Origin of the sequence: Streptomyces sp. JW3 (assembly GCF_052216785.1) — a bacterium.
GTDB lineage: Bacteria > Actinomycetota > Actinomycetes > Streptomycetales > Streptomycetaceae > Streptomyces.
Window position 1 is genome coordinate 1 of record NZ_JBQOUX010000183.1, and the last position, 9,055, is coordinate 9,055.

Annotated in this window: 8 protein-coding genes; 5 read left to right on the forward strand and 3 right to left on the reverse strand. The window is 73.2% G+C overall.

Annotation, left to right across the window (positions count from 1 at the left end):
* Positions 1-119: 119 nt before the first annotated feature.
* Together ACTT8P_RS37230 and ACTT8P_RS37235 are read right to left on the reverse strand one after the other, a co-directional pair.
* On the reverse strand, positions 120-1,763 hold the full coding sequence (locus tag ACTT8P_RS37230) for a DUF3152 domain-containing protein (protein ID WP_442836224.1): 1,644 nt from the start codon (positions 1,761-1,763) through the stop codon (positions 120-122).
* A gap of 7 nt (positions 1,764-1,770) precedes the next feature.
* Entirely contained in the window at positions 1,771-2,793 is a 1,023-nt protein-coding gene (locus tag ACTT8P_RS37235) for an alpha/beta fold hydrolase (protein WP_442836225.1), read from the reverse strand.
* Positions 2,794-3,019: 226 nt separating this feature from the next.
* Here ACTT8P_RS37235 and ACTT8P_RS37240 point away from each other — a divergent pair, with 226 nt between their 5' ends.
* From ACTT8P_RS37240 to ACTT8P_RS37255, 4 genes are all read left to right on the forward strand, one after another.
* The gene (locus ACTT8P_RS37240; protein ID WP_442836226.1) at positions 3,020-3,244 is read left to right on the forward strand and encodes a hypothetical protein; all 225 of its coding nucleotides are present in this window, start codon (positions 3,020-3,022) and stop codon (positions 3,242-3,244) included.
* 261 nt (positions 3,245-3,505) lie between these two features.
* Positions 3,506-4,147, forward strand: a complete 642-nt coding sequence (locus tag ACTT8P_RS37245; RefSeq protein ID WP_442836227.1) for a TetR/AcrR family transcriptional regulator — start codon at positions 3,506-3,508, stop codon at positions 4,145-4,147.
* 149 nt (positions 4,148-4,296) lie between these two features.
* Positions 4,297-4,524, forward strand: coding sequence for a DUF3107 domain-containing protein (locus tag ACTT8P_RS37250; protein ID WP_215172720.1), 228 nt, complete (start codon positions 4,297-4,299; stop codon positions 4,522-4,524).
* 265 nt (positions 4,525-4,789) lie between these two features.
* Positions 4,790-5,059 (forward strand): hypothetical protein, encoded by a 270-nt coding sequence (locus tag ACTT8P_RS37255; protein ID WP_361161245.1) that lies wholly within the window; start codon positions 4,790-4,792, stop codon positions 5,057-5,059.
* Between the two features lie 63 nt (positions 5,060-5,122).
* Here the strand turns inward: ACTT8P_RS37255 and ACTT8P_RS37260 are convergent, their stop codons facing one another.
* Entirely contained in the window at positions 5,123-5,881 is a 759-nt protein-coding gene (locus ACTT8P_RS37260) for a ferritin-like fold-containing protein (RefSeq protein ID WP_442836228.1), read from the reverse strand.
* Positions 5,882-6,397: 516 nt separating this feature from the next.
* Here ACTT8P_RS37260 and ACTT8P_RS37265 point away from each other — a divergent pair.
* On the forward strand, positions 6,398-9,022 hold the full coding sequence (locus ACTT8P_RS37265) for a DEAD/DEAH box helicase (RefSeq protein ID WP_442836229.1): 2,625 nt from the start codon (positions 6,398-6,400) through the stop codon (positions 9,020-9,022).
* The last annotated feature ends 33 nt before the right edge of the window (positions 9,023-9,055 follow it).

The window sequence follows — 9,055 nt, forward strand, 5'->3', positions numbered from 1 at the left end:
GGCGCGATGGACGGTTGTCCATCGCGCCACCAAAAGGGGTGAACGGGCGTAACTTTCCCGCGCGGGAAGCGTTCAGCCTCGCCAAGGGTTCGAACAGTTACCGAACATCATGCGGCGGATCAGCCTGACGGGTACGCCCAGGCGTTGGGGCGGCACCGGATGCCGTTGTACTCGAGGAACTTGGTCTGCTGCTGCATGACGGGAGCGAGGTCGCCGTTCTTGTCGCAGGTCACGTGGTTGTAGCCGAGCCGGTGGCCGACCTCGTGGTTGATCAGCATCTGCCGGTACGGATAGATCTTGTCGTCGCCGTAGGTCTTCGCGCCCCGCGCCCACCGGTAGGCGTTGATCATCACGCGCTCGGTGGCGGCGGAGTCGCAGGAAACGTTGTCGACCGTGGTGTCCAGGCCCGACTTGGCGCACCAGTCGGCGGTGGTGCCGGGGCTGGCCAGGGTGATCACGAAGTCGACCTTGCCGGAGTGCCGGCGCTCGAACGTGCGGGCGTTGTTGTGGGCCCAGCTCCGATCGTCGTTGAGTGTCTCCTGCACGGCCTCCGCGAAGAGTTCGGCGTCGAGGCCGAGCCCTTGTTCGACATCCACGCGGTAGGTGTACTTCTGCCCCTTCCCCGGCGCCTTGGCGACGCCCTCGACCGCGTCGAACTTCCCGGAACCCTTGAGAGTGGCGGCGAGCGGGTAGATCTTGCCCATCTTCTGCGCGTACGTCAGCGGCGCCGAGGCGTCCGACCCGGACTGGGCCTTCTGTTCGTTCGCGCCCGCGTCCGCGCCCCCGGCGGGCTCGCTGGTGTCGCGCGCCTGCGTGGTGGCGGGCCCGGACCCCACGTCCTCGCCACCGCCCCCGCCGGTGACCTGCCCGGCCACGACGATCGCCAGCACGGTGGTGACCGCCGCGGCGGCGATGCCGGTGAAGGTCCGTCCCTTGGCGCCCTTGGCCGCCTCGGGACGGTCGCGCCCACCCAGTTCGTCGGCGCGGCCCGGGTGCGCTTCTTCGCCAGGACCGTCCGCGGTACGAACGGCGTCGGCGTTCCAGTCGGTGGCGGCGGTGTACGGGTCGGGGGCGGGCGCGTCGGCACGGCTGTGCGCGGGCGTGCGGGCCGCGAAGACGTCCTCGCCCGCGCCTCCGTCGCCACCCCTCTCGAAGGCGTCGAGGTAATCCTGCCGAGGCCCGCCTGCCGGTGTCCGTGCCGCCTGCGGCACGGACGGCCCCTGCCGCTGCCGCGGAAGGGGCACACCGCCCGGACCGGAACCCGGGCCGGAACCCGGACCCGGGCCTGGTCCCGGACCAGAAACAGGAGGCACGCCGGGCGCACCACCGCGCCCCCCGAGCGCGCCCCACCCGCCCCCGGCTTCCCGCTGCTCGGGATGTCCGCCCCGCACCTGCCGTACCCCGTGGGCCGGGGTGCCGTCCGGAAGCCTCGGTACGCCTCTGGCGGGTGTCCCGTCGGCAGTACGCGGCGCGCCGTACGACGGCGCTCCGTACGCCGGCGTGCCGTAGGCCGGCGTCCCGCCTCCGGGCGCGGCTTCGGGCGCCGGTCCGCGCCCCTGCCCCGGCGGTACGGCCGGGGCACTCCGTTCCTGGGGCCGGCCACTCCGCTCCTGGGGCCGGCCACTCCGCTCCGGGGACCGTCCGCCCCGCTCCTGCGGCCGGCCGCCGCTTTCCTGTGGCCGGCCGCTGCGGCCTTCCCGTGCTGCGGTGGCGTCCGCGGTGTCGCCCTTGGGGGCCGGTCCGCGGCGGCTGTGGCGTCCCACTCGCGCCTCAGCCTCCTGTGTTCTCGTCGGTGTGCAGGTCAGCGGCGGCGCGGCGGGCGCCGCCGGCGGGCGCCGACCCGGCCGTGTCCGCGAGGAGTTCGCGGAAGGCGGTGGCGACCGTCTGCGGATACTCCATCATGGCGACGTGCCCCGCGTCCGGAAGGGTGAGCAGCCGCGAGTCGCGGAAGGCACGGGCCGCCCGCTGGGCCATGCGGTAGCCGACGAGTCTGTCCCGGCCGCCGTAGATGAGCAGGGTCGGGGCGAGGACGCGCTCGGCCTGGCGCCACAGTCCGTGCTGGCCGCCCACCGTGTAGGCGCTGACGATGCCCCGCGCGGAGCGCGTCATCGCGTCCCAGAAGTACGGCAGCCGCTGCCGCCGTTCCATCTCCTCCACCGCGTGCCGCAGCCCTTCTTCGGACACCCGCGCGGGATCGCCGTAGCACAGGGCCATGACGCCGCGGACCCGCTGTTCGGCCGTCCAGTCCCGGCTCACGCGGGTGAACAGGGCGGCGACCCCGGGCACCGCCAGCAGCCCGGTCGGCACGGCGCTGCGCTGGACGCGGATCTCCGGGAGGGCCGGCGAGACGAGGGTGAGCGTGCGCACCAGGTCGGGGCGGACGGCGGCGACGCGGGTGACGACGGCACCGCCGAGCGAGTTGCCCACCAGGTGCACCGGACCGCGGCGCTCCGCGTCGAGGAGGCGGATCACCGCGCGCGCGTGCCCGGTGATCGAGTAGTTGCCGTCGTCCGGTGGCGGGGAGTCGCCGAAGCCCGGCAGGTCGACCGCCTCGTTGTCGACCACGTCGTCCAGCAGCGGCATCAGCGCCGACCAGTTCTGCGACGAGCCGCTGAGACCGTGCACGTACAGGGCGGGCGGCAGCCCCGCGCGGGCCGGGCGCCGCGACCGCACCGTCACGGTGCTGCCGGGCAGCCGCACCGACCTCAGCCGCTCGCCTTCCGCGACCCTGACGGCCACTGCCTTCGGCAGCACGTTGGCGGGCGGCACGGACGGCAGCTCGGTCGAAGACATGCGGCAATATTACGAGACGATCACACAAGGGTTCATGTGTTCGGCATCACTGGAGGGGCGCATCTGTTCGGCATGGGCGCACGAATCCTCGCAGCACCTCATGTACCGCACATACGGCAGCACATCGCCCAGCATCCGAATCGGGTGTCTCCTAGGCTCGTACAGAGGGCACCCGCACCTGACCCCCCGCCCGCCCGGCGGGGACGTTCACCGAAAGGGAGCCGGCATGGCCATCGACCCCAGCGACCCCGAGACGTTCGAGCACGACGAGGCGCAGGCGGCGCAGGACGCCGGCGTCGAGGCACCGGACGCCGACGCGGCCGAGCAGCGGACGGACATCACCCCGGACCGGGACGACCCGCTGACCGACGTGGACCCCGACCGCGGCAACGAGGCCGATCTCGCCGAGCAGGCCCGCGTGGTCTCCCTCGACGAGGACGACTACCGCTGACGCGCACCCGCCAGGACCCCGCAGCCCAGGCAGCAGCCAGACACCGAGGCACCCAGGCACCCAGGCATCCGGGCACCCAGGCAACATCGAGCAGGGAAGAGGCCGAGACGTGCCCGACCTGAACCCGTTGACCGCCTTATGCGTTCTTTTCGTCCGCGTCCGGTCCGTGAAATTCTCGGCTCGCACCGCGCACACCACGGTTACCGAAAAGTACGATGGCCGCGCGGCGCACACCGCGCAGGGACGACTTTGGGAGGCGGCGTGACAGCCATCGAGCAGACAGAGGCGGCACGCCCGCGGGGCACGCGCCTGCCGCGTCGCGCCCGACGGAACCAGCTGCTGGGCGCCGCTCAGGAAGTGTTCGTGGCGCAGGGCTACCACGCGGCCGCGATGGACGACATCGCCGAGCGGGCCGGCGTCAGCAAGCCGGTGCTCTACCAGCACTTCCCGGGCAAGCTGGATCTCTACCTCGCCCTGCTGGACCAGCACTGCGAGTCCCTGATCCAGTCCGTCCGCAACGCGCTCGCCTCCACGAACGACAACAAGCAGCGGGTCCGGGCGACCATGGACGCCTATTTCGCGTACGTCGAGGACGACGGCGGCGCCTTCCGGCTGGTCTTCGAGTCGGACCTGACCAACGAGCCCGCCGTGCGCGAGCGCGTGGACAAGGTCACCGGCGAGTGCGCCGAGGCGATCTGCGACGTCATCGCCGAGGACACCGGCCTGTCCCGCGCGGAGTCGATGCTGCTCGCCTCCGGTCTGGGCGGGCTCGCCCAGGTGGTGGCCCGCTCCTGGCTGCACAGCGACCGCAGCGTGCCGCGCGACCAGGCGGTGCAGTTGCTCGCCTCGCTGGCCTGGCGGGGCATCGCCGGCTTCCCGCTGCACGGCAACGAGCAGCACTGAGCGACGAGCGGCGGGCGGCTGTTTGTTCCCGTCGGCTGTTCGCTCGTGGCGTTGCCGCGCGCACCGTGTACGTCCCCTCACCGGGCTAATGTGTGCTGGGTACGGCGCGGAAGATCGCGCACATCACTGACCGTCGGAGGGACAAAGCCGTGGAGGTCAAGATCGGCGTGCAGCACGCGCCCCGCGAGATCGTTCTGGAGAGCGGTCAGAGTGCCGAGGAGGTAGAGCGCGTGGTGTCCGAGGCCCTGGCCGGCAAGTCGGCGCTGCTCAGCCTCGTGGACGAGCACGGCCGCAAGGTGCTGATCCCGGCCGACCGTCTCGCCTACGTCGAGCTGGGCGAACCGGCCCCGCGCAAGGTGGGCTTCGGCGCGCTGTAGCCGAACGGCAGACGGAAGGGCCCGGCGGTCACGTACCGCCGGGCCCTTCCGCACATCCCGCACCGCGAGCACTGCCGCCCGCACCACGAGCACTACGGCCCGCCCATCCCGCACCGCAAGCGCCACCCGCACCACCACCCCCGCACCCCGCCCGCCTCCACAAACGGAGCACAACTCCCCCACAGAGGAGGATTGCATTCCGCAGGTCAGGGGTATGACGGCTACGACCGTTCGGGCAGGCCGGCCGTGTGGGAGGGAACCCGACATGCTGTTGGAAGCGCTCAGCGCCACGATCCTCGGGCTGGTCCTGGCGTGGGCCGCCGCCCGCCGCCTGCCGCACCGTCTGCCGGCCCCCGCCCTCGTCGTGCCGACGGGCGTCGCGGGCGCCCTTTTCGGCGCGTTTCTCACGCACAGCGCGGTGGGCGCCGCGAGTCTGCTCCCCGTCCTGCTGGGCTCGGCCGCCGTCTCCGCCGCCTCGCTGTCGCTCCTGCTGCGCCCGGCGGGAAGACTGCGCGGCCGATCGGCGACCGCCTGACCGGCCGCCGACCACCCCGCGCCGACCCATGACTGATGACCGGCGGGACTGGCGTGACCGGCGTCAGGCCGCCAGCCCCAGCGCCGCCATCCGCTTGGTGTGCGCCTCGGTGATCCGGGAGAACATCCGGCCCACCTCCGCGAGGTCGAACCCGTCCGCGACCCCGCCCACCAGCATCGTCGACAGCGCGTCCCGGTCCGCCACCACCCGCTGGGACTGCGACAGCGCCTCGCCCATCAGCCGCCGCGCCCACAGCGCCAGTCGGCCGCCCACCCGCGGGTCGGCGTCGATCGCCGCACGCACCTTCTCCACGGCGAAACCGGCGTGCCCCGTGTCATCGAGCACCGCCAGCACCAGTTCCCGGGTGTCGGTGTCGAGGCGGGCCGCGACCTCCCGGTAGAAGTCACTGGCGATCGAGTCGCCGACGTACGCCTTGACCAGCCCCTCCAGCCAGTCGGAGGGGGCGGTCTGCTTGTGGAAGCTCTCGTAGGCGGTGACGAACGGAGCCATCGCCTCCGTCGGCTCCTCGCCGATCTCGGAGAGCCGGCCGCGCAACCGCTCGAAGTGGTGGAACTCCGCCGAGGCCATCTTCGCCAGCTCCGCCTTGTCCGACAGCGTCGGCGCCAGCTTGGCGTCGTCCGCGAGCCGCTCGAACGCCGCCAGCTCGCCGTACGCGAGCGCGCCGAGCAGGTCCACGACCGCGGCCCGGTACTGCGGGTCCGCGGCGGCCGCCGACCAGTTGCGGGCGGCGACTGCGATACGTTCGGCGGGGGCGTCCACAGGGGTGTCGGCGGCGGTGCCAGGCGTGTCAGAGCTCGTCATGCAGCGCACAATAGCCCGCCCGTCGACGACCGGAAGGGCCTGGTCAGTCAGTGTGACGACGACTACGTGACCAATTCGGCCATCGCATGTGCGCGAATCCGGGGTATGGTGGTAATGCGCCTGCCGAGTATGTGACGTACGAGTACACGACGTACGGCTTACGTGACGTGTTCGTCGGGCCGACGCATGAGGATGCCCGGTCGGTGGCCCGATCGGCTCCGCCCGACAGCCCTCCCGGCCGTACGCCGATGTGTACGGCAGCCCGGAGGGGGACCCTCAGCGGTTCGAGCGCTAGAGCGTCGGCAGAGGTCCCGTGTCACGGCTCGCCCGTACGGCGGCCGACGTCCCCGGCACGGTCCTGACACGACCCCCGCGCTCGCCTCGCACCGCGCACACAGAAGAGGCAGCACCCTGACTACGACGTTTCGTTCCCTCGGAATCCTTCCCGAGACCGCCGAGGCCCTTGAGGCCGTCGGCATCATCACTCCGTTCCCCATCCAGGAGCTGACGCTCCCCGTGGCCCTCTCGGGCACGGACGTCATCGGCCAGGCCAAGACCGGCACCGGCAAGACGCTGGGCTTCGGCCTCCCGCTCCTGGAGCGGGTCACCGTCCCGGCCGACGTGGAGGCCGGCCGCGCCGCTCCCGAGGCCCTCACCGACACCCCGCAGGCCCTCGTCGTCGTCCCGACGCGCGAGCTGTGCCAGCAGGTCACCAACGACCTCCTGACCGCCGGCAAGGTGCGCAACGTGCGCGTCACCGCGATCTACGGCGGCCGCGCCTACGAGCCCCAGGTCGAGGCCCTCAAGAAGGGCGTCGACGTGATCGTCGGCACCCCGGGCCGCCTCCTCGACCTCGCGGGCCAGAAGAAGCTGAGCCTGAGGCACGTCAAGTGCCTGGTCCTGGACGAGGCCGACGAGATGCTCGACCTGGGCTTCCTGCCCGACGTCGAGAAGATCATCAACCTGCTGCCGGCCAAGCGGCAGACGATGCTGTTCTCGGCCACCATGCCGGGCGCGGTCATCGGACTGGCCCGCCGCTACATGTCGCAGCCCACGCACATCCGCGCCACCTCGCCGGACGACGAGGGCCAGACGGTGGCCAACACCAAGCAGTTCATCTACCGCGCGCACAACATGGACAAGCCGGAGATGGTCGCGCGCATACTGCAGGCCGAGGGCCGTGGACTGGTCATGGTCTTCTGCCGCACCAAGCGCACCGCGGCCGACCTGGCCGACCAGCTCCAGCAGCGCGGCTTCGCCTCCGGCGCGGTCCACGGCGACCTGGGCCAGGGCGCCCGCGAGCAGGCGCTGCGCGCCTTCCGCAACGGCAAGGTGGACGTGCTCGTCTGCACCGACGTCGCCGCCCGCGGCATCGACGTCGAGGGCGTCACGCACGTCATCAACTACCAGTCGCCGGAAGAGGAGAAGACGTACCTGCACCGCATCGGCCGCACCGGCCGCGCGGGCGCCAAGGGTACGGCGATCACCCTGGTCGACTGGGACGACATCCCCCGCTGGCAGCTGATCAACAAGGCGCTGGACCTGGGCTTCAACGACCCGCCGGAGACGTACTCCACCTCCCCGCACCTCTACGCCGACCTCGGCATCCCCGAGGGCACCAAGGGCGTCCTGCCGCGCGCGGCCCGTACCCGCGCCGGTCTGGCCGCCGAGGAGCTGGAGGACCTGGGCGAGCCCGGCGGCCGGGGCGGCCGGGACCGGGGTCGCGGCGGCCGGGGCGGCCGGGACGAGTCCCGGTCCGGCGGCCGGGACCGCGCGGCCGACCGCGAGAGCTCGTCGGCGCGTACGCCGCGCCGTCGGCGCCGTACCCGCAGCGGTACGCCGCTGGACCCGGCGGCCCCAGGGACCGAGGCGGCCGCGGCCGTGCCCGGCGGCGACGCGCCGGAGGACGGCGACACCGCCCCGCGCACCCTGCGCCGGCGCCGCCGCACCCGCAACGGGGCGCAGTCCCGCCAGCCGCAGCCCACGACCACGTCCGGCTCCGCCGGCGCGGAGGGCACGGCCACGGCGGTGAGCGCCTCCGAGGCCGCTACGGCGGTGCAGGCACCGGCGGTCATCGAGACGCCGGCCGTCGTCGAGGCACCGGCGGTCACCGAGGCTCCGGAAGCCCCGGAGAAGCCGCGCCGCCGGCGCACCCGCAAGTCGGCCGAGACCGCTCCCGTGACCGCCGAGGCTCCGGTGATCACCGAGACGCCCTCGGTCGTCGAGACCGCGTCCGTCGTCGAAACCGCGCCGGTCACCGCGACCGCCCCGGCCGAGGAGGCCCCGGCCGTCAAGCCGCGCCGCCGTACCCGTAAGGCCGCGGCTGCCGCCGAGACGGCCGTCGACACCGCCGAAGGCACGGCGACCGAAGGCACCACGACCGAAGGCACGGCGCCCGAGGCCGAGACCCAGCCGAAGGCGCGCCGCACCCGCAAGACCGCGGCGAAGGCCACCACCACGGCCGTCCCCGCGCCGACCACGGACGACGCGGAGCCCGAGGCCAAGCCGAAGACCCGCCGCACGCGGAAGGCCGCGACGGCCGCCGAAACAGCGACCGACACCGCCGAAGGCACCGAAACCAAGCCCAAGGCCCGCCGCACCCGCAAGACCACGGCAGCCACCACGGCACCGGCGCCGGCCACGGCCACCGAACCCACCGCCGACATCCCGGCCCAGACCTCCACCGAACCCGAACCCGGACCCGAGGCCGCAGCCGAGACCAGGCCCCGCCGCACCCGCAAGACCACGGCGAAGGCCACCACGGCGGAGACGGCGGTCGACACCGCCGAGGGCACGACGGTGACGGAGACCAAGCCGCGCCGCACCCGCAAGACCGCGGCCGCCAAGACCGTACCGGCGCCCAGCACGGAGGACGCGGAGCCCGAGGCCAAGCCGAAGACCCGTCGCACCCGCAAGGCGACGACGGCCGCCGAAGCCACCGCCGACATCCCGGCCCAGACCTCCACCGAAGCCGGACCCGAAGCCGGACCCGAGGCCGCAGCCGAGACCAAGCCCCGCCGCACCCGCAAGACCGCGGCGAAGGCCACCACCACGGCCGAGGACGCGGCGGCCAAGCCCAAGGTCCGCCGCACCCGCAAGGCCACGGCGGCCCCGCAGCCCGCGGAGTCCCCGGAGAGCTGATCCGCACGCCTCGTCGGCCCGGTCCCGCCCCCC